Genomic DNA, 26,338 nt, shown 5'->3' on the forward strand with positions numbered 1-26,338 from the left:
AGAACGCCCGCAATGGCCCGAAATTCAGGCCCTTACTGGCAACAATCATGGCGGCGGTATTACAGCGCGCCTGCGGCTAAAAATTTCCACCGTCGGAAACATACGCCAAAGCCGCCAATTCCGTCGTATAAAGCGCCTTGTTATGGCCCTATATATCCACTCTCTGGCAAGGATTCTCGCAACCCTGTTGAGACCCCTGAGGTAGTGGCAGGAACGGCCGTCATGACAACCACCCGTTACCCCACAAATAAAAGCATCGACCAACACCCAGCGATATATCCCTGGGTAGGTATGGTGCAGACAGGCCCGTATTCACTATCTTTGATGACAGATGCCCTCACTGGGGCTGCAACCATTTGAGAGAACAAAATGACCACAACCTATCCGGATTCCTATTACGCTGCCTCGATCAACGAAGCCGACCAGCGTGAGCCTCTGGTCGGTGACACCCGAGCAGACGTCTGTGTGATTGGCGCTGGCTTTACCGGCCTGTCGACCGCCCTGCATCTGGCCGAACGTGGCTTCAAGGTGGTGGTATTGGAAGCTGGCCGCGTGGGCTTTGGTGCCTCCGGCCGCAACGGTGGCCAGATTGTCCACAGCTACAGCCGCGACATGGACTTTATTGAACGTAACTACGGCAAGGACATGGCCGTTGAAATGGGCAAAATGGCCTTTGAAGGCGGCCGCATCATTCGCCGCTTTGTCGACCAGTACAAGATCGACTGCGATCTGAAAGACGGCGGTATTTTTGCAGCCTGCAACCGCAAGCAAATGAAAGAACTGGAAGGCAAAAAAGCGCTGTGGGAAAAACACGGCAACACCAGCCTGGAGTTGCTGGATGCCAAACAGACCCAGAATTACGTCGGCACCGAACGCTACGAAGGCGCTCTGCTGGACAACAGCGGCGGCCACCTGCACCCATTAAACCTGGCCCGTGGCGAAGCCAAGGCCTTTGAAAGCCTCGGCGGCAAGATTTACGAACAGTCCTCCGTGACGGAAATCCAGAAAGGCGAACCGGCGGTGGTGAAAACCGCCAGCGGCCAAGTGACCTGTGATTTTGTTATGGTGGCTGGTAACGCTTATCTGACTGGCTTGCTGCCACAGCAGGAACAGAAGTCGATGCCGTGCGGCACCCAGATCATCACCACCGAACCGCTGAGCAAAGACCTGCAAGAACAGCTGCTGCCCAAAGACAACTGCGTTGAAGACTGCAACTACCTGCTGGATTACTTCCGCCTCAGCGGCGACGGCCGCCTGATTTACGGCGGTGGCGTGACCTACGGCGCTCGAGAGCCAGACAAGATTGAAGCGCTGATCAAGCCGAAGATGCTGAAGACCTTCCCGCAGCTGAAAAACGTGAAAGTGGATTACGCCTGGACCGGTAACTTCCTGCTGACGCTGATGCGCTTGCCGCAGTTTGGTCGGATCGGCAGCAATGTGTACTACGCCCAGGGCTACTCCGGTCACGGCGTGACGTCGACGCATTTGGCCGGTGAGCTGATTGCCAGCGCGATTCAGGGTCAAGCACAGCGTTTCGACATCATGGCCAGCCTGCCACAGCATCCGTTCCCGGGAGGCCGCATGATGCGGGTGCCGTACACCGCCATGGGTGCGTTTTATTACGATATGCGCGATAAGCTGGGGATTTGATTTATCCGCGAAGCCGCGCTTGCAAACACCTAATCGGGAATAAATTCCCTCCTACAGCAATCTGCATGTAGGAGCGGATTTATCCGCGAAGCCACGCTTGCAAACACCTAATCGGGAATGAGACTGCGCGTCCCGATTTCTCCTACAGCAATCTGCATGTAGGAGCGGATTTATCCGCGAAGCCACGCTTGCAAACACCTAATCGGGAATGAGACTGCGCGTCCCGATTTCTCCTACAGCAATCTGCATGCAGGAGCGGATTTATCCGCGAAACCGTCAGGGCCAAAACCGCATAGGATGGGCGCTCGCGCCCATCAGTAGGTGGGGTGAATCAATCCACATCCTGCAAATGCCGCTGCAAGGTGTTTACCAGCGTAAAGCGTAAATCTTCCAACGTCCGTGCCGCCCGGTTGGGGTTCTGGTTCACAATCACCAGATACACCGCGTGGCTGACTTCCAGCACAAAACGACCAATCCGTTCGCGTTCCTTCACGTGGCGGTTGATGCCCAACCGTTTGAACACCCGTGCCAGGCTCTGGATCACCTGGTCGTCGTGGCGTTCGTCCAGCTCATGCAATTCCGGAATCGAGAACATCGCCTGCACCAGTGCCAGTACGGCTTTCTGGCGTTTGTACACACGCAGATTACGGGTGGTTAGCTGTTCAACCAGCTGTTCAACGCTGAGGGTTTCTACCGGCAGGGCTTCGACGTCCGCCAGCATCGCGGTGATGTCTTCCAGCCAGCGTTGGCCCATGGCGTAGAGGATGGCGTGTTTGTTGGGAAAGTAGTGGTACAGCGAGCCCACGGAAATGCCGACTTCGCGGGCAATCACATTGGTAGTGAGGTCGTGCATACCTACCCGCTCCAGCAGTTCGCCAGTAACATCCAGAATCTCTTTCGAGCGCTTGATGGAACGGCCCTGAACCGGTGCGCTGCGCGGTTTCAGGTTGTCGCGCTTGCGGGATTTTTGCGGTTCTCCGCTAACAGTATTAGCGTCGTCGATGGCATCGGAAGCGGGACTGCGGGTGTCGCTCATGGAAGTAAAAATCCGGAAATATCAGACCCACAAGCGTCGGGCCGCAACGCTTGTGTGTCAAATATTATTGCCCACCGGAAGCAGGAAAAATTCCTTTAAACACATCCCGAAACCAAACCGGACCTGGCGCTTTCAGAAAAAACGGTCACGCATCGAGTAGTACAACATACCCGCCACCAGCCCCGGCCAGCGCAAAAGGGTCCCGCCCGGGAAAGTCGGTGTAGGCACCTTGGCAAAGGCATCGAAACGTTCAGCCGAACCGGCAATGGCTTCGGCCATCAGCTTGCCCCCCAGCGTTGCCAGTGCCACACCGTGGCCAGAGTAGCCATGGGCCACAAACAGGGTTTGATCGAGTCGTTCAAAATGCGGCATGCGATTCAGCGTAATCGCCAGCGTGCCGCCCCAGCCATAGTCGATGCGGGTGTTCTCCAGCTGTGGATAAAACGCCAGCATGTACTTGCGCACAAACGAGCGAATATCGGCCGGAAAGTTGGGGCTGTAGTTTTCCCCACCGCCCCACAGCAGGCGGTTGTCGCCAGAGATACGGAAGTAGTTGATCACAAAGCGCGAATCCGCCACCGCATAGTCGTTGGCGTTGATCTGTTTTACCACCTCATCCGACAACGGCTCTGTCGCCAGAATAAAGTTATTGATCGGCATGATCTTGCCTGCCACACGAGGCTCCAGCTTGCCCAGGTAGCCATTGGTGGCCAGCAAGATGTACTTGCAGTTGATCGCCCCGGTAGCGGTTTCAACCCGCGGTTTGGCACCGGACTGATAACCCGTCACCCGGCTGTGCTCGAACAAACGCACGCCAGCTTGCTGAGCCGCTTTCGCCAACCCCAGCGCGTAGTTCAGCGGATGCAAGTGAATCGCCTTGGTGTACAGCTCGCCCGCGAAGTACCTGTCAGTACCTAACATCTGTTGCACATCGGCAGGGGCGACGTATTCCATGTGTTCGTAACCCAGCACCTTATGAGCGTATTCCACCGCTTCTTCAATATGATGACTGTGGCCCGGTTTGGCCGCCACATGCATCACACCGTCCTTCTTGTCGCACTGGATGTCGTGCTTGTTGATCAGCTCGCGTACCAGCTCAACCGACTCCAACGACATCTGCCACAGCAGGTCAGCGGCGTCCTTGCCAACCTTTTTCACCAGAGTAGCGTGGTCCATGTTGTGGCCCGGCGCGACCTGACCACCATTACGACCGGAAGCACCATGGCCGATGGTTTCGGCTTCCAGCAACACCACCGAATAGCCCTGTTCGGCCAGATGCAAGGCCGCCGACAGACCGGTGTAACCACCACCAATCACACAGACATCCGCCTGAACCTCACTATCCAGCGTTTCACATTGCAGCTGCAGGTTGGCACTGGCCTCGTAATAACTGCCATTGGGTTGCGCTGTTGTCATTGCCGCTTGCTCCTGCCTGAATCCTCAAAAACCGAATAATAGTTCGGTTTTAGACTAACAACAAGATGGTCATTTTGAGCAATCCTGTGAATAACAAATTGACTCTGACCAGTCTCAATAATATTTTAAAAACCGAATGATATTTCGGTTTTTACCCATCAGGGGGTAGCGACTTGTTCAGGAATCAATCGTAACTTCCCGAACAACCGGGTGAGAAAACCGGGATTACTTTTGAGCAACAAAGGCGCAAGCTGACCCTGCTCAACCCCATCCGCGCCAGGGGCGCACAACAAACGTCAGACAGGTGATTTATGGAAGCCGTCAAACGCTTTCTCGAAGAAAATGGCATCAGTGAAGTCGAATCCACATTCCCGGACATGACCGGTAATGCCCGTGGCAAGTTTTACCCGACCCAGAAGTTTCTGGCCGAACAGGGTGGCAAGATTCCTGAGACCCTGCTGGTACAAACCGTCACCGGCGATTGGGCCGACAACCACTACGATCTGGTCGACTCCAGCGACCGCGACATGAATCTGGTGCCCGACGCCAGCACCATGCGCATTGTGCCCTGGGCCGACGAGCCAACGGCGCTGGTTATTAACGACTGCTTCGCGCCCAGTGGTGCGCCACACCCGCTGTCGAGCCGTGCGGTACTGCGCCGTATTCTGAAGTTGTACGAAGACGAGGGTCTGAAACCCATCATTGCTCCGGAAGTTGAGTTTTATCTGGTGCAGAAAAACATCGACCCCGACTACGAGCTTAAGCCAGCCACTGGTCGCTCTGGCCGTCGCGAAAACGCCCGTCAGTCCTACAGCATTGACGCCGCCAACGAATTCAACCCGGTGATCGACACCCTCTACAGCTACTGCGATGTGCTGGGTCTGGACGTCGATACCCTGATTCACGAATCCGGCGCCGCCCAAATGGAAATCAACTTCCTTCATGGTGATGCCCTGAGCCTGGCCGATCAGGTGTTCGTGTTCAAACGTGCGCTGCGTGAAACCGCTCTGAAGCACAATATGTACGCCACCTTCATGGCCAAGCCAATGAAGAACGAGCCGGGCAGCTCAATGCACCTGCACCAGAGCCTGGTCGATATCAAAACCGGCAAGAACATTTTTGCTGGCGACCAGGAAGGTGAATTCTCGGAAGCCTTCTACCACTACATGGGCGGGTTGCAGCGCTTTACCCCGGCAGCGATTCCGTTCTTTGCGCCCAACGTGAACTCCTATCGCCGCTTTGTGCCGGAAAACGCCGCGCCAGTGAACTTCAAATGGGGTATCGACAACCGTACTGCCGGTCTGCGGGCACCCCATGCTCCACTCAATGCCACACGGGTAGAAAACCGTTTCCCGGGCGCTGACTGCAATCCGTACCTTGCCATTGCTGCCAGTCTCGCTTGCGGCTATCTGGGTATGAAGATGAACATCAAGCCGTCCGCCCCAACCGAAGGTATGGCGGCAGAAGAAGGCGATACCGTAGAAGTGTCCCGTACGCTGGAAGAAGCCTTGCGTCAGCTGGAAGACTGTCCGGAACTGCAGGACGTCATTGGCTCACACTTCGTCAAAGCCTACGTGGGTGTGAAACGCGCCGAGTTCGAAACCTTTAACCGTGTCATCAGTTCCTGGGAACGGGAATACCTGCTGATGAACGTGTAAAACCTGACGCCTATTAGAGAGCCTGCCAGCATTCATCCACATGATTGCTGCCCTGCAGCAGCGGCAGCGCTCGCTCTGAATATGCGTCAAGGGAGCTTATGGATCATTGATCAACAATGGCCAAACAAGGACGGCCGGATAAACCGGCCGCACATGCCCAATGAAGAAAAGAGGCAACATCGCATGAAGAAGAGTTATTCCACGCGCACGACCCTCCTCTCCTCGGTCCTGTTGGCGGCCGCGACCCTGTCACCTGTTAGCCAGGCGGAAGAGGTGCTGAACTTCTACAACTGGTCCGACTACATTGGCGAAGACACCATCGCCAACTTTGAGAAAGAGTTCGGCATCAAGGTCAACTACGACGTCTACGACAGCAACGAAGCGCTGGAAGGCAAACTGCTGGCCGGTAATACAGGCTATGACCTGGTCGTGCCGACCTCCAACTTCATGGCATTGCAGATCAAGGCAGGCATTTTCCAGAAACTCGACAAGAGCAAGCTGCCAAACCTGAAGAACCTTGATACCGAGCTGATGGATCGCCTCAAGAAGAAAGACCCAGGCAACCAGTACGGCGTGCCTTACCTGTGGGGCACCACCGGCATTGGCGTGAACTACGAGCAAGTCCAGAAGGTATTGGGTGACGACGTTGAGATCGACAGCTGGGCTTACGTGTTCGAACCGGAAAACATGAAGAAGCTGGCCGAGTGTGGTGTAACCTTCCTCGATTCTTCCGACGAAATGTTCCCGCTGGCGATGCTGTATAACAACATCGATCCAAACACCAAGAGCATGAAAGACTTCAAGGGCGACAGCGTAACCGCCAAAACCCTCGCATCCGTACGTCCTTACCTGAAGCAATTCACGTCATCCGGCTATATCTCTGACCTTGCCAACGGCGACATCTGTGTGGCGGTGGGTTACTCCGGCGACATCTTCCAGGCCGCCTGGAACGCGGAAGAAGCTGAAAATGGCGTTGAGGTTTCCTACATCATTCCGAAAGAAGGCTCGGAAGTCTGGTTCGATATGATGATGATCCCGGCCGATGCCAAGAACGCCGAGAACGCCCACAAGTTCATCAACTACCTGCTGCGCCCGGACGTGATTGCCGAGGTAACCAACTACGTGTGGTACGCCAACCCGACGCCGTCTTCACTGCCAATGGTGGATGAAGAGATTTCCTCTGACCCGGCGATTTATCCGACCGACGAAGTCATGGCCAAACTGTTTATCAGTGAAGAGGAAGACCCGAAAATCGCTCGCGTACGTAACCGTACCTGGTCGAACATCAAAACCGGTCGTTAATCCGATCGGGTGTTGTTGGGTGCTGCCGCTTATTGCGACAGCACCAACCCTATTCCGGTTACCACATCGGAATCTCGTGTTGCCACCCCAAGGGGTGGCTTTTTTGTGGCTGACGGACGGTCATAAAAGAGCCCGAAACGAGGCCCAGTGCGCACCCTGCAACGAGCGCGAAAATGGCTTGTAGCAAAGCCGTAGGAGGGAATTTATTCCCGAATCTTGTATCCGCAAACGGGGCGCAGTGCGTACCCTACAACGAGCGAAAAAATCACGTGTAACAACGTCTGTAGGAGGGAATTTATTCCCGAACCTTGTACCCGGAAACGGGGCGCAGTGCGCACCCTGCAACGAGCGCGAAAATAACTTGTAGCAAAGCCGTAGGAGGGAATTTATTCCCGAACCTTGTACCCGGAAACGGTGCGCAGTGCGCACCCTACAGCGAAACCCAAGATGTGTAATTCGTAGGGCGGATAAGCTTGCGCCATCCGACAAGGACACGGCGATGAACACGCCAGCAGAAAAGTAGATTCGGGGAACAGCCAAAATCGGGGCGCAGTGCGCACCCTGCAACGAGCGCGAAAATGACTTGTAGCAAAGCCGTAGGAGGGAATTTATTCCCGAACCTTGTACCCGGAAACGGTGCGCAGTGCGCACCCTGCAACGAGCGCGAAAATGACTTGTAGCAAAGCCTGTAGGAGGGAATTTATTCCCGAATCCTGTATCCGCAAACGGGGCGCAGTGCGCCCTGGATACAGACAAACCTAAAACATCGACATCATGGGCACGGAACACCAGCCGCCGCGGTTACACAGCGCACCAACCCACAGTTTGTGCATCATGCGGGTGGTTTTGCGGTCCCGTGGCGCCAGCGCTTCCATATGGTGAAGCGCCGTCATCGCCGGATAGATGGTTTCGTTGTTGAGAATTTCCGGGTCCACATACGGCGCCGAGCTGGCCATCGGGTTCGGATACTCCAGATAGTTGGAATTTTCTGCCGCCACTTCGGCTTGCATCAGAAAATTCATAAACTGATAGGCGCGATCCGGCGACGGTGAGTTGGTCGGGATGGCCATGGCGTCAATCCACAGGGCGTTGCCTTCACGGGGAATAAAATACGCCAGCTCCGGGTCATCCCCTGCGGCGACCAGCAAGTCACCGGAATAGCCCACGGCCACACAGATTTTCTTGTCGGTCAGGTCCTGACGAAACTGCACTGTGTGCAGGTAGGTCACGTCGGCGGCAGTGGCTTTCAGCAACTCCCCTGCTTGCTGCAATTCGTCCTTGTTCATAGTGTTCACTGAATAGCCCAGGTAGGCCAGAGCACCAGCAAACAGCTCATCACGTTCGTTCAGCAGGCCAATACCACACTGCTTCGCTTTGGCGCGCACTTCCGGGTCAAACACCAGCGCCCATGAATCGATGTAATCACCCAGCCCCAACGCCTGCAATTTGGCGGTGTTGACACCCAAGCCAGTGGTGCCCCACATATAAGGCACGGCAGAGCGGGCACCTTCGTCGAGCATGTCGTATTCATTGGTGATGTCGGCCCGAATGGCCCCCAGTTCCGGCAGACGCTCACTATCAAGGTCACGAATCAGCTTTTTCTCGGCCAGTTTATTAACCACATGGGACGGCGGGAAAATCAGGTCAAACTGTTTCTCGGGGTCCAGAAACTGCTCCACAAAACCGTCCAGGTTGGCGTAGTAGCTGTACTCCACCTGCACGCCGTATTGCTGCTCGTAGGCGGTGATCACTTCCGGGGCAATGTAGTCATCCCAATTGAGGATTTTTAATACCGGTTGATCGTTGCTGGTATCGGCAACACTGTGGGACGGCAATGCGCATGCCGCCACCAGGCCTGCCACGAGGGCAAGCGGTCGAAAAGGGTTCATCTTGATGTTCTCCGGCTCGGCCACTCGTTGGAATGGTCACAGGGCGTGACCGGCACGCGGTATGGGCCCGGTGCGGATGGTAGCCGTTATGATTGTTTGCACTGCTTTGATTGCTTACAAATTGTTTAATTTACAAGCACGCTGGATATATACCCCCAGGGGGTAATTGGGGCTTGCAAAGGCGACGGTGATCGCGTTTTTCTACTTTGATGGCTTTGTCATCACCACTATTCATCACCAGCCATTCCTCACGGCCAGCAATACCCGGGAAACAAAAAAACCGGAGCCTGCGAACAGGGTCCGGTTTTCTCTGCACGGGCGATTACAGCGCCAGTACGGCTTCCACTTCGATGTCGGCATCTTTTGGCAGCGCTTTTACAGCAAACGCAGCACGGGCCGGGTATGGCTCGTCGAAGTAGCGCGCCATCACTTCGTTCACCTGTGGGAAGAAGCTCATGTCAGACAGCAGGATGGTCAGCTTGGCGGCGTCGGCCAGAGAACCACCAGACGCTTCGGCGATGGCTTTCAGGTTTTCGAACACGCGTACGGCCTGAGCTTCGAAAGACTCGGTAACCATTTCCATGGTTTCAGGGTTCAGCGGGATCTGACCGGAAACGAATACCATGTCGCCAACCTTAACGGCCTGGGAGTAAGTGCCGATCGCGGCTGGTGCGTTTTCGGTGCTGATGATGGTCTTGTTGCTCATAATAACCTCAGTTAATAGATCCATTCGTGGTCCAGTGTGGTGACGACTGGACAATGTGGGTTCGGAGTTTATATCGAAACCGACGGCCCTTGGGATACTCAGGGCCGTCGGTTTGTTGATTAATCAGGCATCTGATCTGAAGAACTTTGCCTCTTTGGGGAGGGGTTAACCCGGAGCGCCGTATCGCCCCACGCCGGCGGGCTGCAATCAGATATAACGATCCACCGACAGGCCTTCGGTAGACACTTCGGTTTCCTGCTCGTTGATGATATCAGCCAGCAGCTTGGCGGAGCCTTGCGACATGGTCCAGCCGAGGGTGCCATGGCCAGTGTTCATGTACAGTTTCTTGATTGGGGACTTGCCAATCACCGGCACAGAGTCCGGTGTCATCGGCCGCAGGCCACACCAGAACTCGGCGTTTTCAATGTCACCAGCGCCCGGGAACAGGTCGTTCACGACGAATTCGGTCGGCTTGCGGCGTTCCGGTTTCAGGCTCAGGTCGAAGGAAGCAATTTCGGCGGTGCCGCCGACCCGAATACGATCGTCAAAGCGCGTTACCGCCACCTTGAAGGCTTCGTCCATCACAGTGGATTGCGGTGCCTTGTCGGCATCGATGATCGGCAGCGTCAGCGAGTAGCCTTTCATCGGGTAGATTGGCAACTTGATGCCTAACGGACGTACCAGCATCGGCGAGTAGCTACCCAGACACAGTACATAGGCATCCGCACGGCGCTTGCCACGGGAGGTAATCACCGACTGGATTTCGTCGTCTTCCGACTCCAGCGCCATCACCTTGGTATTGAACTCAAACTTCACGCCCAGCTTCTTGCACTCTTCCGCCAGACCGATGGTGAATTTGTGACAGTCGCCAGTCGCGTCTTTCGGGAACAGCAGGCCACCGACGAACTTCTCGGACACATTGGCCAGTGCCGGCTCGTGCTTGATACAGGTATCATGATCAATCACGGCGTGCTCAACGCCACATTCACGCAGGGATTCAAGGTCAGCACCGATGGAGTCCATCTTTTCCTGATCGCGGAACAGCTCGATGGTGCCCTGGTTACGATGATCAAAATCCAGCGCGGTTTCCGCTGTCAGACGGTCCATGCACACACGGCTGTATTCGGAAATACGCAGCATGCGGTTCTTGTTGGTACGGTACGCCTCGCCGGTGCACTCGTGCAGCATTTTCATCATCCAGCCTGCAGTGTGGCCGTTCATGGCAGAGGAGCTGACCAGAATGGGCGCCAGGTCCTGCATCATCCATTTCATCGCCTTGAATGGCACACCAGGAGCAGCCCATGGGTTGGTATAGCCATAGGAGAGCATGCCCGCGTTGCCATAGCTGGTTTCGTCCGCGACACCGGTTTGACGCTCAATCACGGTCACTTCATGGCCAGACTTTGCCAGATACCAGGCAGACGACACGCCCAGCACACCACCACCCAATACCAGAATTTTCATCTTGTCTTTCTCGCTAAAAGAATCGTTGACCTGAAATTTTTTGAACACCCAAGTGCTCATCCATGTTTTAAATTCTAGTAACAAACACACAGTAAAAGACTGCGTTTTTAAAACTTTTGCAGATGAAATAACCTTTATTTAAAAAATATCCAGTTCATAAAACCAGATACTCAAAGAGCTGGACATTATTGACCAATTCACTGACAAGGGTCATGGGTTGGCATATTTCCAGCTAGATGATGAATCCAACCAGCCGACACCGGCACCCTTTATGCACAGCCTTATATATCAAACGTCTTCCCCCGAACGCATCATCAGCCAGGGTAGGCCAGGCTTTACACCTGGGAAGGGTCGCCAACGCGATCTGGCTAAAGGTTAGTACTGACTGACACCACAGTAATTGCGGATGGGTTGGCTGTAGTAGTGAGGCTACCGCTTTTGCTGTGGCCATTCAGTAGCTGCGAACTTCGGCCACCAGTTTGTAGCCGGAGCCCCACTCGGTTTTGATCAGTCTGGGATTGGCCGGGTCGGCTTCCATCTTGCGCCGCAAACGACTGATGGTGTTATCTATCCCCCGTTCGAATGGCAGGCTGTCGCGGCCGCGAACCAGGTTCATCAGCTGGGCACGACTGAGCGCCTGGTTGGGGAACGCCAACAACACTTCCAGTAAGCGCGCTTCGCCGGTCGACAACTTCACCAGCTGCTCCTTGCGCCGGTGACTCAACTCGCCGTGGCGAACATCCATCTGCCAATCGTCAAACTCATAGCGGTTGGCCAGTGGCGCTACACCTGCGGGCTCTATGCCCCGTCGCAATACCGCACGAATACGCGCCAGCATTTCACGAGGGTGAAAGGGTTTGGCAACGTAGTCATCGGCGCCCATTTCAAGACCAATGATACGGTCCATTTCAGTGGCCATCGCCGACACGATAATCACCGGCAGCTGACGGCTGGAACACAGGTGACGGCATACCCCCATCCCGTCTTCTCCGGCCAGCATCACGTCCATCACCACCAGATCCGTTTGATGCTGATCCAACAGTTGTCGCGCTTGTTCGGCCGTGTCGGCCAGCAGGATATCGAAGCCGTTAATCACCAGTTGATCTGCCAGAAGATCCCGGGTGGCTTCGTCGTTATCCAGTACCAGAATGCGCGTTGCTGAAGTCGCCATTAAAACTCCACTCGCCGGTTCAAATGTCGCAATTTGTCGCAAGCATGCCACAAATAACCACACTTTGCGCGTGGGTCGTCGCAAGAGCAGTCATTAATCTAAGGGGACATCATTACCAGTGGGCTAATCCAGAAGAGGCTGCTTCATGCATAAGGTGTTTTGCGCGTTGGACTGACAACGTCAGCCAGTCAGGCAGCCGAACCCGAAAACCAGCAGGCAGCTCTGGTTAAGCCCTCCGGGACTGTTTTCACGGAAGATCATGGACGCAAGGGGCGTCGTGCAATCACGGTGGATGCCGGTTACGACAAGGTGGTTGTTACCGGCACTACCGTGATTCTCAGCGGCACCAGCAATGCTGGTTCCTTGTATTGGCATCAGGTTGGTGGGGCGACGGTGACGCTGTTGCAGTTCAGTGGCCAGGTACGGTTTGTCGCACCCGCAAACAACCAGACGATTGTGTTTGAGTTAACTGCCACGGATGGCGGTAACACTGGTTCCGACCAAGTGGCGATTACCGTTCGCCGGCCTGACGAACCGCAAACGTTCAATCCCGCCTGACCCGTGACTCTTCCATCACCTGATTTATCGCTGAAGAGTTTGCCGTATGTCACATCCACTCACTATATGGGCGCTGGTTGGTTTCTTTCGCAGCTTGCCGTTTCTGTTGGCCACCTTGTTGTGGTTGCTGTCAGGCATCGTAATGGCTGATACCAGAATAGAGATGGCCGATATCCGGGGTCCCGACCAACGCTTGAACGTTCTGGTCAACGGCCGCACGGTAACCGTTACCACCACCCTTGATCATGTGCAGTTACGCCATTTCGACGACGACCAGAACGGCCGTTTGAGCAAGGCGGAATTTGAGCAGCACATTGAAGACATCAACGATTATCTGGATTTTCACTTACGGCTGATCTCGCGTTTTGGCCAGCATGTCAAAAGCCATTTTCGGGACCTTGCGGTGGCCGGTTTTGAACAGCTAACCCCCGACGACGATATCAATCGGGTGCTGCTTTTGCGCCGCTATCAGCTCGATCCCAGCGATGCTCCACGGGCCTTGATCGTTGCTCTGTTCCCTGGTGGCTTGGGAGATTTGGCCTATCGGGTGCGCAACAATCACGAGTCGTTCAAAGGGGTATTGCACAAACGGGATGCACGCATCATTGCCCTGCAATCGTCGTTGATGCACCACGCTCCACCCGGTCATCGCCGCGACCGTCTTTGATTTGGGGTTGGCTAACAGGCATAAAAAAGGCCACCCGATTGGGTGGCCAATTCATAATGAAAACATCCGAACAGGGATCAGAACTTCTTGGTGAAGCCCACCAGGAAGCTGCGGCCCGGTTCGTTGTAGGTGTTGGCACCGGCGTTCAGAGAAGTACCTTCACGCTTGATCTCGGTCTTGAACAGGTTCTTGATGGAGAACGTCACGTCCAGATCGTTTGGAGCCATCCAGGTCGCTGCCAGGTTGGTAATGGTGTACGGCATGCGGTCGTCCTGGTTCGCCACTTCGCCACCACCAGTGGTGTAGGTCGGGCTTGGCGTACGGCCGTAGTGAACCGCGCTCAGGGTGGACTCAATGCTGTCGGTCAACTGTGCAGTGATGCTGGAGTTGATGGTGTAGTCCGGTACCAGAGACAGCGGCTCGCCGTTGCTCTTGTTCTCGGAGTTCAGCATCACAGTCGCGTTCAGGCTGAAGTCGACGGTGTCACCGAATGGCACCAACAGGTTACCTTCCATACCTTCGATCACGGCTTCCGGAATATTGCCCCATACGAAGACCTGGGTGTAATCCATCACGCCGTCGTCGCCTTCGCCGATATCAACAACCCACAATGGTGATTCGCCTTCGGTGCTTACCTTGTTCTTGTAGTCGTTGTGGAAGTAGGTCAGACCCACGTTAAAGCCGGACGCTGCCAGGTAGTTGAAACCAATTTCCTTGTTGATCGAGGTTTCGTTTTCCAGATCCGGGTTACCCAGAATGGAACAACCGCCACCGCCGCTTGGGTAATCGGTAGGACAACCACGACCACGGGTGGTGTATACGTAGTTCGGGTTCAGCTGGTACAGGTTAGGGGCTTTGAACGCCTTCGACACACCGGCCTGGAAGGTCAGTTCGTCAGAAGCGGCAAACGCCAGGTTCAAGCTTGGAGACCAGTTGTTACCTGTGATGTCGTGGTGGTCAAAACGCAGACCCAGCGTTGCAGTCAGCATGCTGCCCAACTGCAGGTTGTCTTCCAGGTACACGCCCAGCAGAGTGGCTTCGGTGGCTGGATCACGCTCGGAAGCGTCCAGTGTGTTGTCACCCAGCTCTGTGCCTTCAGGAACGTTAATGCCGTTCTGGTTGTTAATACCATCGTTGAGGATTTCGTAACGGGCTTCAGCACCCAGAGTCAGGGTGTGGGTATCAAACGCCAGATCCCACTCGGATTTGGCGCTGATGTTGTTCATCGCCACGGTGGTCCACTCGTCACTGTTGATCAGACCTTCGCCACCCCCAGCGTTACCTTCACCCAGACGGGTATTAACAGTACGCTCGAACTGGATGTAGCTGAAGGTTTTACCGAAGTCGTAGCTGCCATGGTGAGTCACACCGGCGGTGGCGCGCTGCATCTTGTTGGTAGTACCACCAATGTTATTGATGGTGTAGTCGTTGCGCTCAACACCCTGGAAGGAGTTATCGCCAGCGTAAATGTTGTTCTGCTTGCTGACACCGACTTCCACGTCCCAGTTGTTGCGCTCGTCTTGCTGGTAGCTCAGGGAGGAGTTGATATCGATGTTTTTCACACCTTCACGACCAGCAGCGATATTGCTGCCTTCGACGGTATCTTCGGCGTTGACGTACTGATCATCACCGTCGGTCTTGTTGTAGTTCATGTAGGTGCGCAGGGAGGCTTTCTCACTGACCGGGCCAGCCACCAACACGTTGAAACGACGGGAACCGCCTTCCAGTTTGTTTTGCGGACGTTCCAGCTGGGCAGAAATCTGCGCCATGGATTCGCTTGGTTTCTTGGTGATGATGTTCACCACACCACCGGATGCACCGGAACCGTAACGGGCCGCTGCAGGACCACGGATAACTTCGATGCTTTCGATCATTTCAACCGGCACCCAGTTACTGTCGCCACGGGTGTTACGCTCGCCGGAACGACCCATCTTGACGGAGTTACGGGACATCACCGGCTTACCGTCGATCAGGATCAGGGTGTTTTCCGGGCCCATGCCACGAATATCAATCTGACGGTTGTTACCGTACTGACCGGTGCTGGAGTTACCGGTCAGGTTAACGCCCGGCATGGTACGAACGATTTCAGAAATGTCGTTGGAAACAGGACGACGACGCAGCTCTTCTTCGGTCACTACCGACACACCCTGTGCTTGCTTCAGCTTCTCGGAAGCCGCTTCCACTTTCAGGGTATCCAGCATGATCGGATCTTCAAATCCGTCATCTGCTGCATGTGCATTGATTGCCGTGATTGCGGCGGCCAGGGGAAGCAGTGTTGCAAACACTACAGAACTGCGAGAGCGTGCCATCCAGGACTCCTTTTGAAGTGCTGTAGGTCACATTTTGTCAACTTACAGCAACGAGTGTCATAAAAGTTGGCGCATCTTAACACTCATGTGAAGTATTATGTAAATCATTATCATTTGTATATTTTCTTTCATTATGAAACGGTCAGTTTCCAGTATTGGAGCTAGCCTTTGGGAGTGATTTTTGCTAGTCATTTTCAGTGATTCAGGCAAAAAAAAGGCCACTCGCAAGGAGTGGCCAATCATCATGAAACACAGCGCTGTGGCTGAGTGTTGATCCCGAAGCAGATCAGAACTTCTTGGTGAAACCCGCCAGGAAACTGCGACCCGGTTCATTGTAGGTATTGGCGCCGGCGTTCAGCGAGGTGCCTTCACGTTTTACTGAGGTATTCAGCAGGTTTTTCACAGAGAAGGTGACGTCAAAATCGTTCGGTGCCATCCAGGTCATCGCCAGGTTGGTGATGGTGTACGGCGCGCGATCTTCCTGATTTTCAACTTCATCACCAGTGGTGGTAGTGGTCGCACTTGGGGTACGGCCGTAGTGCACCGCGCTCAGAGTAGATTCAACACTGTCGCTCAGCTGGGCAGTGATGCTGCTGTTGATGGTGTAATCCGGTACCAGAGACAGCGGCTCGCCGGTGGTTTTGTTTTCGGAATCCAGCATCACGGTGGCATTCAGACTGAAGTCGATGGTTTCACCCACTGGCACCATCAGGTTGCCTTCCATACCTTCAATCACGGCTTCCGGAATGTTGTCCCATCGGAACACCTGGGTGCTGTCAGCAGCATCACCGGTTGAGGCTGCAACCGTGTACACCGGATCAGTACCTTCGGTGCTGACCTTGTTTTTGTAGTCGTTGTGGAAGTACGTCAGGCCGGCATTGAAGCCAGACGCCGCCAGGTAGTTGAAACCGATTTCCTTGTTGATGGAGGTTTCGTTTTGCAGGTCCGGGTTGCCCAGAATCGAACAACCGCCACCCAGGCTTGGGTAATCGCTTGGACAACCATTACCACGGGTTGTGTAGACGTAGTTCGGGTTCAGTTGGTACAGGTTAGGCGCTTTGAAGGCCTTCGATACACCCGCCTGAATAGTCAGCTGCTCGGTAGTGGCCCAGGACAGGTTCAGGCTTGGGGACCAGTTATTACCGGTGATGTCATGGTGGTCATAGCGTAAACCGGCGGTGGCGGTCAGGCTATCCAGCAGTTGCAGGTTATCTTCCACATATACCGCCAGTAGCAGTGCTTCGGTTTCCGGATCACGGTCTTCGACGTTCACCTCGGTATCACCCAGATCCACATCGTCCGCTACTCGGGTTGAGGCCTGGTTATTCACGTCGTCGTACATGTTCTCGTAGCGAACTTCCGCACCCAGCGTCAGCGTATGGCTTTCATAAGCCAAGTCCCACTCGGACTTGGCGCTGATGTTTTTCATCTCAACCGTGGTCCACTCGTCGCTGTTGATGGCACCTTCACCGCCACCAGCAGAGCCTTCACCCAAACGCTGGTTAACCGTGCGTTCGTACTGGATGTAGCTGAAGGATTTACCAAAATCGTAGCTGCCATGATGGGTCACCGCGGCGGTGCTGCGGTCCATCTTGTTGGTAGTGCTGCCAATGTTGCTGGTGGTGTAATCGCTGTTTTCCACCCCCTGGAAGGAGTTGTCACCGGCGTAGATGTTGTCTTGTTTGCTCAGGGCCACATCAAAGTCGACGCTGTTTTCGTCGTTAACGTGGTAGGTCAGAGTCGATTTCCAGTCGAGGTTGATCACCCCTTCGCTACCAGCGGCGATGCTGCTGCCTTCAACGGTATCATCGGCATTGATGTACTGATCATCGCCATCGGTCTTGTTGTAGTTGAAGTAGGTGCGCAAGGAAGCGTTGTCGCCCATTGGCGCTGCCATCAGAATGTTCAGACGCTTGTTGGCACCTTCGTCAGAGTTCTGCGGCATTTCGTACTGAGCAGAGATTTGCGCCATGCCGGTGTCTGGCTTTTTGGTGATGATGTTGACCACACCACCGGATGCACCTGAACCGTAACGGGCCGCTGCCGGGCCACGAATCACTTCAATGCTTTCGATCATTTCGACCGGCACCCAGTTACTGTCACCACGGGTATTACGTTCACCGGAACGGCCCATCTTGACGGAGTTACGCGACAATACCGGCTTGCCGTCGATAAGAATCAGGGTGTTTTCCGGGCCCATGCCACGAATATCAATCTGACGGTTGTTACCGTACTGACCAGTGCTGGAGTTACCGGTCAAGTTAACGCCCGGCATAGTACGAACGATCTCAGAAATATCGTTCGATACCGGCCGGCGCTTCATGTCTTCTTCAGTGACGACCGACACCCCCTGGGCTTGTTTCAGCTTTTCGGACGCTGCTTCTACTTTCAGGGTATCCAGCATGATGGGGTCGTCATAACCGTCATCTGCCGCATGAGCATTAACCGCTGTAATTGCCGCAGCCAATGGCAACAGGGTTGCCAGAAATACTGAGTGTCGGGAAGGGGCCATTCAAAACTCCTTTATATAATGCAGAGCAAATTAATTCGTCAGATATATGAGCAAAGGCTCAAAAAAGGAGTCGCAGCGTACCACCAAGAAACATCGAAATAAAAACAATTCGCATTAGTTATTATACTGTTTATTTGCAACATTCCGTTGCTATTAACACGTCATGTACTTACAAAACAAAAATTAATAAATATTTGAATTTTCAGATCTTACAATGCATAAAAACGTCAGGCACCGTAAGGGTTTGTGAGAAAAACCCACACAAAAACGCTGCTTATCCGTTTTAAAAAACGGCCTAAAAATATAAAAAGACAAAATCCCCAATACCCTTATAGAAAACAGTGAATAAACAGCTAAAAAAGACCCACCTGACTCTTGGAAATTCGACATTTAATGACACCGGGATACATATAAAACACAACAACCACCCGCGCCCCCTGCTTATTTAATCCAGACCGACAACCAGAAGAAGAACAATCACTTATAAACGCTCTAAATTCCGGACATAAAAAAACCGGCAAATTTGCCGGTTTTATTTAGGTACGAGTTCATCGCTATTGCGTTACGCCAACCACTTCTGCCCCAAACGCCCGAGGCAGCCAAAGCGCCAGCTCTGTTTGAACAGGACCGGAGCGTAAGTCAGCATCATGGCGACCAGAACAGCCGCCAGATGCAGCAAGCCAACCCAGATCAGAATCGCCACATGGTCCTGGCGGAACTGATAGCAAAGCCACAGCCCCAGTGCCAGATAACCGTACCCCACCAAATGCAGCCAATTACGAGCTGCCTTGCTCGGGAAGCCTTTGCCAAACACCACTTTGTAGAACGAACGGGTCGATACCGCGAAGTGCACAAAACCCAGCACCAGCACCAAAATCGTCAGCACAATCATGCCTGGCCCTCCTTCAGTTGTGGTTTCGCAGGTTTGCTGTCCTTGCGCTTGCCACGTTGTGGCTGTTTGGCTTTTTTGCGTTGGTGCAGCACCGCCGTGGTCAGGCCCGCCGCCGTAAACCAGGCCACAAGGTCAAAGCTCAGGCGCATCCAGTCACCACCGCCAACGGCTCCAATCAGGCCTACCGGCGAGGTCATAAAGTCGAGCACTGGCAGCAACAGGAACATGGCTGCGGCAATCGACAACTGGATCAACCAGCCCTGCTTCTGACGCAGGACCGCAGCGTGCAGCAAGCACAGGCCCCAGGCCGCAAAGAAGCAGTAGATTTCGGCATCGCGGCGCTCGGCCATTTCGACCGGTAGCAAGCGGTTGGCCCAGAAGTAAGTTGCCAGCGCTACAAACAAACCGGCAACACCCGCCAGGTTCAGGGCACTGACCAGCTCAAAGCCCTTGTTCCCGGCTTGCTGACGCTCACGTTTGATGCTCCACAACAGCGCACCACTACCCACCATCACAGTGCCCAGCACGCCCGAGAAAAAGAACATCCAGCGTACAAAAATGTCGGCAAACTTGGCTTCGTGCAGAATCTTGAACATGCCGCGCAAGGCACCCAGCACCGAGTCCGCTTCCGGAGTCGCGGTTTCTTCAACCACGTTGCCGCTGGCATCAAAGGTCATCGATGGCACACCCCATTTACCATTGTTCAGCTTGGTACGATGGGCTGGCTGCAAGGTAACCTGAGCGGCCTCGGTCATCGGCTTGCTGATGGAAATGTTGTAGCTTGGTTGTTGCCAACGTTGTTCAGCAACCGCCAGCATGGCTCGCAGGTTGAGTTCAACCGCTTCACGCTGAACCGCCTGACGACGCTGGCCGCGCTCTCCACGAGGGCCTTCACCTTCTACACGGGCACCACGTCCTGCGCGAGTACCGTCAGCGGAAACACCGTTAGCAGCGGCTTCACCTCGGCCAACGCGTTGCTGACCACGTTCGCCGACACCGTCAGCCATTGGTTGGCGACCCTGACGACCCGTGCTGGCCACTTCGTTGAGTGCTGCCATATCGGCATGGCCACCTTGATGGCCACCTTGCTTGCCACGTCCTTCGGGGTTTTGAGCGTTCTCTGCGTTTTCGCGCATGGCCATCGCACCACGTTCAGCACCACGTTCAGCACCACGTTCAGCACCACGTTCAGCACCACGCTCGCCACCCGGTTGTTCCATCGGTGCACGGCCCTGGCCTCCTTGACCGCCTTGTCCACCGCCGCCACCACCACCGTGACCGCCGCCCTGCCAGAACAGTAAAGTGCCCGCCAGCAGGATCAGTCCAGAGAAGGTAATCATGATGTGGAATGGCAGCGCCAGAACACTGCCCACCACGTGCGCGTCGACCCAGGAAGCGGTTTTCTTGCCTGGACGGAAAGTGAAGAAATCAGCAAAAATCTTACGATGCATAATGATGCCGCTGATGATGGCGATAAACATCAGCATACTGGCGCTACCGACAATCCAGCGTGCGACATCGCGTGGCATGCCCCACAGTTCAAAGTGGAAGCGGTAGAGAAAGTCGCCGCCAGCGGTTTCCCGGCCTTCAATAGGCTGACCTGTACCGGCGTCCAGCTCCTCACGCGGCCCACGACGACGCTGCTGTTCTTCGCCTTCGCCCAGCCAGCTCAGGCCCAGGGTGCGGCTACGATCGTCCGGCAGGTTGATGCTCCAGTTTTGGGCAAAAGGTGCCACGCTTTGCAGCCGTTCGACCGCCACATCCAGCGTGTGCTCGGACGGTACCGAGGCGTGTTCTTCCGGTGTCATCCAGTGGGTGATTTCATCTTTGAAAAACGCCGTGGTGCCGGTCAGGAAGATGGCAAACAGCAACCAGATAACAATCAGACTGCTCCAGGTGTGGAGCCAGGTCATGGATTTGCGCAGGCCACCTTTCATAGCGAACCTCCCAGCGCGTACCAGATTTCCCAAACCACGCCATTAGCGATGATCATTCCGAGAATGGCTTTTTTATGGGAAGCAATGGAAAACATCACAATCACCAGCACCAGATACACCAGAAAAAATACCATGCTGTTAAAGGTCTGTGCTTCGCGGTCGGTCAGCTCCATGGCTTGACCCAACAGCAAGCAAATCACCACCGACAGGGCATAGCCCCCTACCGCGGCCGCCAGTACCCGTCCGCTTAACAGCACCTTGTCCATTGCCAAGGTCATAACCATCCCCTTTCCTGTTCAACACGTCCGGCAGCGGCCGGAAAGCGCGCAAAAATAAAACACAATACAAGTAAGAACAATTCACATTCAGTGAATGTCAGGCGTTTTTATCCATAGAAACACAGGGTTTCCTGATTGATCCTGACGCTTGAATAACAAAGCGGGCCCCCAGACCCAGCTTGGTACGGTCAAGAATGGCAAGACACAGGTAAAGAAAGAGTTAAAGAGAAGATTAAAATGCGAAGAATCCGCGTGAAAAATCAAGCAATGCGCTATGCCGCAGCGCGGCATAGCACGGTGGAAGTGCGGACTTCTACACCTTACCCAGCCGGAAAGACTGAGCCAGTGCCCGATATTTTTCGGCCTCTTCTTCCAGCCGGAAGAAGAGCTCAAGGTCGGTGTCGTATGAGGGTTGCAGGGCATTCTCGCCGAGCAGCTTTGAATAGTCGCGCGCAGACACCGCGAATTCCACTGCGGTTTTCAGCTCGCTGTAAATCGCGTCGGGGAGCTGTTGGTGTACAAACCAGCCGTACCAACCACCAACGTCCATGTCATCGATGCCTTGCTCACGGCATGTCGGAACATGATCCCAATCACCGTAGCGGACCCGAGAAGTCGTCGCCAATACCCGCAAGGTATCGTTTTCATACAAATCCAGACGACTACCACCAATCACCATGCCGGCAGCCAATACCCCGTCAAGCATGTCGTCGATCATCATGGCGGTTTCACGGTACGGCTGTGGCCGAATGGCCGGTTGTTTGGCGCGGGCAAAAATCAACTGGGCAAAGTGTCCGGGAGAACCGTACTGGGTGAAACCCATAGAGGCGTATTCCGGGTTGTCTCTCACCCAATTGATGAAATCATCAATGGTTTCAACCGAGTCGTCCACCACCGGGCCTACGGTGAAAAACAGTGTATATTCAGCCATGATCGCCAACGGTTTAAAGTCGGCTTGCACGTAAGGCAACTCGCGATACAGCGCCGGAAATGAACTAAAAGTTGGGGAGTGAGCCTCCAGTATGGTGGTGCCGTCCGCTGGTGCGTATTTGGCATTGAGCGTCGCCCGAATGGTGTTATCCCCCGGCATGCTGACGTGCTGATATTCGATCGGAGTATAAAACTTCTGCATCTGCTCAGCCCCCGCATGAGCCAGCCGCGATGCCAGACTTTCTTCGCCAAAGCCGGTCAAAATGCGGCCAGAAGGTTTGCCGCTGGGTGCCACACCAAACTTGCGCTCCCAGCCAGGCTGCAGTACCTGACTGCCCTCCTCGGCATAACTCCAAAGCGGCAGACTGGCTGCTGCCAGACCACCCAGCCCCTGTTTGAGCAAACGTCGACGACTGATCGTCATAGGATTATCCCTCCAGATCCGTCAGCAGGATGCTCCACACGTGGCGGGCCACTCGCTGCCACACAGATACCGCATCTACCTGAATGTTTATTTTTCCGGTCAGCGACAAATCCGCTGGCCAGTCACTGCCGGCCGCCGTCAAGCGGCCAATGTGTAACGCCTGCACCGGTACCTGGGCACCGTCGGCGTTTTGGTAGGCCGCAACCGGGCCACCAAAATTGGAGCTGAGTTGCAGCTCCGCAAGGGATTCCACCGCAGAGGCATCCACCTGCTGCAGACTGGCTGCCAGCGGCGGCAGCTCAGGGTCGTTGGCAATAAACAGCCCTTCGACGCCGTCGCGCAGCCGACTCATGTAGTTTTCCGGCACATAGGCCAGCACTTCCACCACCGCCGGGTTCTTGATTTCCAGTAGTTCGCTGTCTTTTGCCAGCCAGTCGCCCGGCTTCAGTTGCAATGGCAGGTTTTCAACCCGTCCCGCCGCCGTGGCAACCACCCGCAAGGCCCGCATCTGGTTCTGGATGGCCTCAATCTCGACACTGGCCTGCTGGATTTGCTCGTTCAGTACCTGCCACTCGACCCGGTCCAGATCAGTTGCAGAGGCCCGGTGCATGCGCCGACGAATCAACTCGCCGTCCAGCCGAGCAGTTCTGAGCTGGTGCTCAAGCTCCGGCGACTCCAGCGTCAGCAACAGCTGACCGGCTTCTACCCACTCGCCATTGGCGACCCGCAACGACGTAATCCGACTGTCGTGGGGCACCAGAAAACGCTGCTGCAACTCGTAGCGTGCAACGGCCGGCGCCACCAGCCGATCGTCCAGCGGCATAAAAATGCCCACCAGAAAGGCCCCAAACAGCCCAAGCAGTATCACTTTGCGGCGAATCAACATGGCTCGGCGCTGCTGCCAACCGGCCCCTGTAAGACGAGCCAGCGGCATGATCAAAAATTTCACAGCAATCGCTCCCCAGGCCAACAGGCCCAACCAAACCGCAATAAATTCATAAATCAGGTACCCCAGACTCGACATCACCAGCATCAGGTAAAGCCAAACACCACAGCCGTACAGCAACATCCAGCGCTTGTCCGGATCGTCAGCGGCCTCGGGCACACTGGCCATGGCCTTGTGGCCCAAAAACAGACTGGCGACGCGCCAGCGCAACAGTTCCAGAGAGCGGGTTTGCAGGTTTTCCTTGCCCCACCAATCGGCCAAAAAGTAGTAGCCGTCAAAACGCGACAAGGGGTTCATATTGATCAGTAAAGAAGTCGCCAAACTGGTGGTGGCCAACACAAACGCCAGACTGCGCATCACGCCGTCCGGCAGCACAGCCCAGGCCAGCAAGGCCATGCCTGCCACCATGGTTTCGGCGTACACGCCACCGGCGGCCACCATCATGCGCTTGCGGCGGCTGCGAATTCGGGCCACACCATCCAGCTCGGTGTAGGCCATCGGGAAGCCGAAGATAAACGCCACCCCGATCTTGCCGGGCGGAGCCCCGCTGCGCATGGCGGCCAGCGCATGACCCATTTCGTGCACCAGCTTCAGCACAACCAGAGCCAACAAATACGCCAGCAGGCCCAACCAATTGAAAAAGTAGGAGAAGGTGTCGAGAAACTCCTGCCACTGTTCAGAAATCAACAGCAGTGCGACCAGTGTGAGAATCTTCCAACCCAGCATGTACACTCGCCACTGGCGCTTGTGCCAGCTGGCAAACGGCGCCAAAAACGGTTTCGGGTTCCACAGCGGGATGTACACCGCAGGGGACACCGGTGTTGGCTCCGCGGGGCGGTGATCCACCAGCAAGCCGTTATCGACCAGGAACTCTTCCAGGCTTTGCAAGCGGTTGCGGGCATCGTCGTAGCCCTCGTTTTCCAGCGCCCGAATGACGGAATCACGGGTCATATCGCCGAAATAACGCAATAACTGCACATCGAGTTCAGAGACGATGAAAAAGCGATTATTCAGTGGATCGAACAAGTGCCAGCGTCGATTGCCGTCACGAGCGGCCGGAGCAGCTTCCAGACGTAGCTCCTGGCGCAGTGGCGGCAAGGGTTCAAAGTCACGCGGGTCCTGTTGCGACGCGGCTTGCCGGGTAGCCCCCTGCAAGCCTTCGGTCAGGCTGAAGCTGGTTGCCATGGCTCACCACCCGATCTGCTGACGCAGCAGTTGCAGAGGGTGCCGCACTAACTGATAAATCAGAGGTACCCGCTCGCCGGTTAAATGCGCGGTTCCCTGACTACCCAGTCGCGGCAAGGGAGCGTCGGCCTGCAAACGCGATTGATCCAGTTCAGCCATCAGCCGATACACCATACCGCCAGCGTCCGACACCACCGGGCTGTAGCTGATGACTGTCAGCTTGGCGGGTAAGCCGCCATTGAGGCTGTCGTTCAACAACACCCGCACCGACTGTCCGGTACTGACCTGCACCGCAGACGACGTTGGCAGGTCAATGGCGAAGCGAATCTTTTTGCCGGTGGCAACCTGCAGGATTTCTTCCCCAACCATCACGCTTTTGCCTTCCCAATCCCGACGAGAGGAGTACATCACCATGCCGTCCATCGGCGCGTAGATGCGGGCTTGTTTGAACTTGGCTTCGGTATATCGCGCCTTTTCTTCCGCCAGCAGGTACTCGGCCTGTCGAATCGGCAACAGGTAAGCAGCGTCCTGACTGGAGAACGCCTCAACGTTCACTTGCTCGGCCCGGGCCTTGGCAATGGCCCGCTCCTGCCGCGCCAGACTGGCGCTACTGCGCAGCTCCAGGTCTTCAAATTCCAGCAACAGGTCACCGGCCTTTACCGTCTCGTTGGGGGCGACGTTCATACGGCGGATAACCCCATTGAGCGGCGACTTCAACTGCCAGCCATCGGCGGGTAACACGGTGACCGGAGCCAGCACTGACAGATGCACCGGGATGCAGGCAACCGCGATGGCAAACAGCAGCAAACCACGTCGCCACCAACGGCGCGAACTGCTACCACTGCCAAAATGACGACGGCCGGACACCGCCGCCAGCGCGTGTCCGTAGACGTCAGACAGTCGTTCGATAAGGGCTTTCTGCTGCTCATTGAATGGGGTTTCCCGCATAAACAGCACCAGCATGGTGTTGGGGTTCTCGGCGTCGCCCAGACAGGTCAGGCAGCCATAGGGAAAGGGATATTCAGAGACGCCCTTCTGGTCACCTTCGAGGGTAAATTCAAGCCGGGTTTCATCGGTTCCCCGGAGGTCCCAGCTCTCTTTCACCAGATGTTCTACTGTGCTGATCAACTCTGAACTGGAGTCTACGCTACGCACATCCGAGACGCGTTCCACATGCCAGCCGCGACCGGACGGCCGCAGCAGCATCACCTGATTGCAGTCCAGCACCGAGCGCGACTGGTTCAATAAATGCCCCAACAGATCGTCACGTGTATCTTGCTGGCGTACATCGGCTTCAAAAGCCAGCAGTTTCATCGCGGACATCGCGGCCTGATTAGCGGCCTGATTGGGCACAGAAGGGCCTGAGCGAGCGCTGTTATTGTTAGCACCTGTATTCATGTTTCCCATG

19 protein-coding genes are annotated in these 26,338 nt (G+C 55.2%); 5 read left to right on the forward strand and 14 right to left on the reverse strand.

Going from position 1 to position 26,338, the window contains the following annotated elements; genetic code table 11:
* Positions 1–369 precede the first annotated feature (369 nt).
* Positions 370–1,650 (forward strand): NAD(P)/FAD-dependent oxidoreductase, encoded by a 1,281-nt coding sequence (locus ACXADJ_RS13670; protein ID WP_475066825.1) that lies wholly within the window; start codon positions 370–372, stop codon positions 1,648–1,650.
* A 331-nt stretch (positions 1,651–1,981) separates the two neighbouring features.
* Here the strand turns inward: ACXADJ_RS13670 and ACXADJ_RS13675 are convergent, their stop codons facing one another.
* Positions 1,982–2,686 carry a TetR/AcrR family transcriptional regulator gene (locus ACXADJ_RS13675; protein ID WP_475066827.1) on the reverse strand — a complete coding sequence of 235 codons (705 nt, stop codon included), beginning with the start codon at positions 2,684–2,686 and terminating at the stop codon, positions 1,982–1,984.
* Positions 2,687–2,818: 132 nt separating this feature from the next.
* On the reverse strand, positions 2,819–4,102 hold the full coding sequence (locus tag ACXADJ_RS13680; RefSeq protein WP_475066829.1) for an NAD(P)/FAD-dependent oxidoreductase: 1,284 nt from the start codon (positions 4,100–4,102) through the stop codon (positions 2,819–2,821).
* Positions 4,103–4,413: 311 nt separating this feature from the next.
* Between ACXADJ_RS13680 and ACXADJ_RS13685 the strand changes: the two genes are divergently transcribed.
* Entirely contained in the window at positions 4,414–5,760 is a 1,347-nt protein-coding gene (locus tag ACXADJ_RS13685) for a glutamine synthetase family protein (protein ID WP_475066831.1), read from the forward strand.
* Positions 5,761–5,943: 183 nt separating this feature from the next.
* Positions 5,944–7,062 carry a polyamine ABC transporter substrate-binding protein gene (locus ACXADJ_RS13690; RefSeq protein WP_475066833.1) on the forward strand — a complete coding sequence of 373 codons (1,119 nt, stop codon included), beginning with the start codon at positions 5,944–5,946 and terminating at the stop codon, positions 7,060–7,062.
* 758 nt (positions 7,063–7,820) lie between these two features.
* Here ACXADJ_RS13690 and ACXADJ_RS13695 read toward each other — a convergent pair.
* The 4 genes from ACXADJ_RS13695 to ACXADJ_RS13710 all read right to left on the reverse strand — a co-directional run bounded on the left by ACXADJ_RS13695 (position 7,821) and on the right by ACXADJ_RS13710 (position 12,292).
* Complete coding sequence (locus ACXADJ_RS13695) at positions 7,821–8,951, reverse strand: extracellular solute-binding protein (RefSeq protein ID WP_475066836.1); 1,131 nt, start codon at positions 8,949–8,951, stop codon at positions 7,821–7,823.
* A 322-nt stretch (positions 8,952–9,273) separates the two neighbouring features.
* Positions 9,274–9,657: a RidA family protein gene (locus tag ACXADJ_RS13700; RefSeq protein WP_028295116.1), complete on the reverse strand. Its 384-nt coding sequence runs from the start codon at positions 9,655–9,657 to the stop codon at positions 9,274–9,276.
* Positions 9,658–9,864: 207 nt separating this feature from the next.
* Positions 9,865–11,181: a D-amino acid dehydrogenase gene (locus ACXADJ_RS13705; protein ID WP_475066838.1), complete on the reverse strand. Its 1,317-nt coding sequence runs from the start codon at positions 11,179–11,181 to the stop codon at positions 9,865–9,867.
* A gap of 391 nt (positions 11,182–11,572) precedes the next feature.
* Entirely contained in the window at positions 11,573–12,292 is a 720-nt protein-coding gene (locus ACXADJ_RS13710) for a response regulator (RefSeq protein ID WP_475066840.1), read from the reverse strand.
* Between the two features lie 159 nt (positions 12,293–12,451).
* On the opposite strand from ACXADJ_RS13710, the gene ACXADJ_RS13715 reads away from it, so the two are divergent.
* Both ACXADJ_RS13715 and ACXADJ_RS13720 read left to right on the forward strand, forming a co-directional pair.
* Positions 12,452–12,850, forward strand: coding sequence for a PKD domain-containing protein (locus tag ACXADJ_RS13715; RefSeq protein WP_475066842.1), 399 nt, complete (start codon positions 12,452–12,454; stop codon positions 12,848–12,850).
* 46 nt (positions 12,851–12,896) lie between these two features.
* On the forward strand, positions 12,897–13,517 hold the full coding sequence (locus ACXADJ_RS13720) for a hypothetical protein (protein WP_475066844.1): 621 nt from the start codon (positions 12,897–12,899) through the stop codon (positions 13,515–13,517).
* Positions 13,518–13,594: 77 nt separating this feature from the next.
* Here ACXADJ_RS13720 and ACXADJ_RS13725 read toward each other — a convergent pair whose 3' ends face one another.
* The 8 genes from ACXADJ_RS13725 to ACXADJ_RS13760 form a co-directional block, all read right to left on the reverse strand.
* Positions 13,595–15,826 (reverse strand): FepA family TonB-dependent siderophore receptor, encoded by a 2,232-nt coding sequence (locus ACXADJ_RS13725; protein WP_475066847.1) that lies wholly within the window; start codon positions 15,824–15,826, stop codon positions 13,595–13,597.
* A gap of 286 nt (positions 15,827–16,112) precedes the next feature.
* Positions 16,113–18,338 (reverse strand): FepA family TonB-dependent siderophore receptor, encoded by a 2,226-nt coding sequence (locus ACXADJ_RS13730; RefSeq protein ID WP_475066851.1) that lies wholly within the window; start codon positions 18,336–18,338, stop codon positions 16,113–16,115.
* Between the two features lie 562 nt (positions 18,339–18,900).
* Positions 18,901–19,230 (reverse strand): DUF3325 domain-containing protein, encoded by a 330-nt coding sequence (locus tag ACXADJ_RS13735; protein ID WP_475066853.1) that lies wholly within the window; start codon positions 19,228–19,230, stop codon positions 18,901–18,903.
* The gene (locus ACXADJ_RS13740; protein ID WP_475066855.1) at positions 19,227–21,167 is read right to left on the reverse strand and encodes a PepSY-associated TM helix domain-containing protein; all 1,941 of its coding nucleotides are present in this window, start codon (positions 21,165–21,167) and stop codon (positions 19,227–19,229) included. The genes ACXADJ_RS13735 and ACXADJ_RS13740 overlap by 4 nt, the downstream gene beginning before the upstream one ends.
* Positions 21,164–21,445 (reverse strand): hypothetical protein, encoded by a 282-nt coding sequence (locus ACXADJ_RS13745; RefSeq protein WP_475066857.1) that lies wholly within the window; start codon positions 21,443–21,445, stop codon positions 21,164–21,166. Before ACXADJ_RS13745 ends, ACXADJ_RS13740 begins: the two co-directional genes overlap by 4 nt.
* Positions 21,446–21,758: 313 nt before the next feature.
* Positions 21,759–22,799 carry a tripartite tricarboxylate transporter substrate-binding protein gene (locus ACXADJ_RS13750; RefSeq protein WP_475066859.1) on the reverse strand — a complete coding sequence of 347 codons (1,041 nt, stop codon included), beginning with the start codon at positions 22,797–22,799 and terminating at the stop codon, positions 21,759–21,761.
* Between the two features lie 4 nt (positions 22,800–22,803).
* Positions 22,804–24,930 (reverse strand): site-2 protease family protein, encoded by a 2,127-nt coding sequence (locus ACXADJ_RS13755; protein ID WP_475066861.1) that lies wholly within the window; start codon positions 24,928–24,930, stop codon positions 22,804–22,806.
* Positions 24,931–24,933: 3 nt separating this feature from the next.
* Positions 24,934–26,337 (reverse strand): efflux RND transporter periplasmic adaptor subunit, encoded by a 1,404-nt coding sequence (locus tag ACXADJ_RS13760; RefSeq protein ID WP_475066863.1) that lies wholly within the window; start codon positions 26,335–26,337, stop codon positions 24,934–24,936.
* Position 26,338: the final 1 nt, after the last annotated feature.

This window comes from Oceanobacter sp. ABM4_470 (assembly GCF_056158645.1).

What these genes read in the sequence shown, in the direction of transcription:
- ACXADJ_RS13680 (WP_475066829.1), bottom strand. Translation starts at nt 4,102, where the DNA reads ATGACAACAGCGCAACCCAATGGCAGTTATTACGAGGCCAGTGCCAAC.
- ACXADJ_RS13720 (WP_475066844.1), top strand. Translation starts at nt 12,897, where the DNA reads ATGTCACATCCACTCACTATATGGGCGCTGGTTGGTTTCTTTCGCAGC.
- ACXADJ_RS13755 (WP_475066861.1), bottom strand. Translation starts at nt 24,930, where the DNA reads ATGGCAACCAGCTTCAGCCTGACCGAAGGCTTGCAGGGGGCTACCCGG.
- ACXADJ_RS13700 (WP_028295116.1), bottom strand. Translation starts at nt 9,657, where the DNA reads ATGAGCAACAAGACCATCATCAGCACCGAAAACGCACCAGCCGCGATC.
- ACXADJ_RS13690 (WP_475066833.1), top strand. Translation starts at nt 5,944, where the DNA reads ATGAAGAAGAGTTATTCCACGCGCACGACCCTCCTCTCCTCGGTCCTG.
- ACXADJ_RS13750 (WP_475066859.1), bottom strand. Translation starts at nt 22,799, where the DNA reads ATGACGATCAGTCGTCGACGTTTGCTCAAACAGGGGCTGGGTGGTCTG.
- ACXADJ_RS13675 (WP_475066827.1), bottom strand. Translation starts at nt 2,686, where the DNA reads ATGAGCGACACCCGCAGTCCCGCTTCCGATGCCATCGACGACGCTAAT.
- ACXADJ_RS13740 (WP_475066855.1), bottom strand. Translation starts at nt 21,167, where the DNA reads ATGAAAGGTGGCCTGCGCAAATCCATGACCTGGCTCCACACCTGGAGC.
- ACXADJ_RS13760 (WP_475066863.1), bottom strand. Translation starts at nt 26,337, where the DNA reads ATGGGAAACATGAATACAGGTGCTAACAATAACAGCGCTCGCTCAGGC.
- ACXADJ_RS13695 (WP_475066836.1), bottom strand. Translation starts at nt 8,951, where the DNA reads ATGAACCCTTTTCGACCGCTTGCCCTCGTGGCAGGCCTGGTGGCGGCA.
- ACXADJ_RS13685 (WP_475066831.1), top strand. Translation starts at nt 4,414, where the DNA reads ATGGAAGCCGTCAAACGCTTTCTCGAAGAAAATGGCATCAGTGAAGTC.
- ACXADJ_RS13725 (WP_475066847.1), bottom strand. Translation starts at nt 15,826, where the DNA reads ATGGCACGCTCTCGCAGTTCTGTAGTGTTTGCAACACTGCTTCCCCTG.
- ACXADJ_RS13735 (WP_475066853.1), bottom strand. Translation starts at nt 19,230, where the DNA reads ATGATTGTGCTGACGATTTTGGTGCTGGTGCTGGGTTTTGTGCACTTC.
- ACXADJ_RS13710 (WP_475066840.1), bottom strand. Translation starts at nt 12,292, where the DNA reads ATGGCGACTTCAGCAACGCGCATTCTGGTACTGGATAACGACGAAGCC.
- ACXADJ_RS13670 (WP_475066825.1), top strand. Translation starts at nt 370, where the DNA reads ATGACCACAACCTATCCGGATTCCTATTACGCTGCCTCGATCAACGAA.
- ACXADJ_RS13705 (WP_475066838.1), bottom strand. Translation starts at nt 11,181, where the DNA reads ATGAGCACTTGGGTGTTCAAAAAATTTCAGGTCAACGATTCTTTTAGC.
- ACXADJ_RS13745 (WP_475066857.1), bottom strand. Translation starts at nt 21,445, where the DNA reads ATGACCTTGGCAATGGACAAGGTGCTGTTAAGCGGACGGGTACTGGCG.
- ACXADJ_RS13730 (WP_475066851.1), bottom strand. Translation starts at nt 18,338, where the DNA reads ATGGCCCCTTCCCGACACTCAGTATTTCTGGCAACCCTGTTGCCATTG.